At 20.7% G+C, this 639-nt stretch carries 1 protein-coding gene; it reads left to right on the top strand.

From position 1 onward, the window contains the following. Positions 1-24 precede the first annotated feature (24 nt). On the top strand, positions 25-639 hold a 615-nt coding region (locus D9R21_RS06795; RefSeq protein WP_196234383.1), incomplete at its 3' end, for a UPF0236 family transposase-like protein.

Here is a 639-nt window from a genome sequence, read left to right as displayed (position 1 = left end):
GGTAAAGAAGAATATATTTTTCCTTTGGATAAACTTTTAGGAATTGAAAAATGACAAAGAATAGATAATTCTGTTAAAGAAAAAATATTATCATTTATTGGCAAGAAAAAAACATATCAAAATATTTTAGATACTATGGAACATGTAAAAATTTGTATAAAAACAATTTCAAATATTATGAAAAATGCAAAAACTGATAAAGAATATTATCTTAATAAAACTGATAAAAAAATAAATATACCTCATACTTTATATATTCAAATTGATGGAACTTATTTAAAAATGTGAAATGAAAAGAAAAAAGGAAAAGAAAAAATAAAAAAACATAGTATATTTTCAACTGTTCATACTGGTTTTGATAAGGCAAAATCAACGAAAAAAAGACCTGTAATTTCAAATAAATTAGGTGTTATAGAACTTGATAATATTCCAGAATATATTAAAAAAAATAGTAAATTAACTAATTTTGTTAATAAATTATTTACATTAATTACCAGTTATTATGATATTAATGACAATATTGAATTTATGGTATTAGGCGATGGCGCACCTTGAATTAAAAATATTGTAAAATTTATTCAAGAATATTTTCCTAAAAATAAAGTACATTACACGATAGATAAATTCCACCTTACAAGT

The organism is Spiroplasma endosymbiont of Megaselia nigra, from assembly GCF_003987485.1.
Classification (GTDB): domain Bacteria; phylum Bacillota_I; class Bacilli_A; order Mycoplasmatales; family Mycoplasmataceae; genus Spiroplasma.
This window is presented reverse-complemented; position numbering and strand designations above follow the sequence as displayed.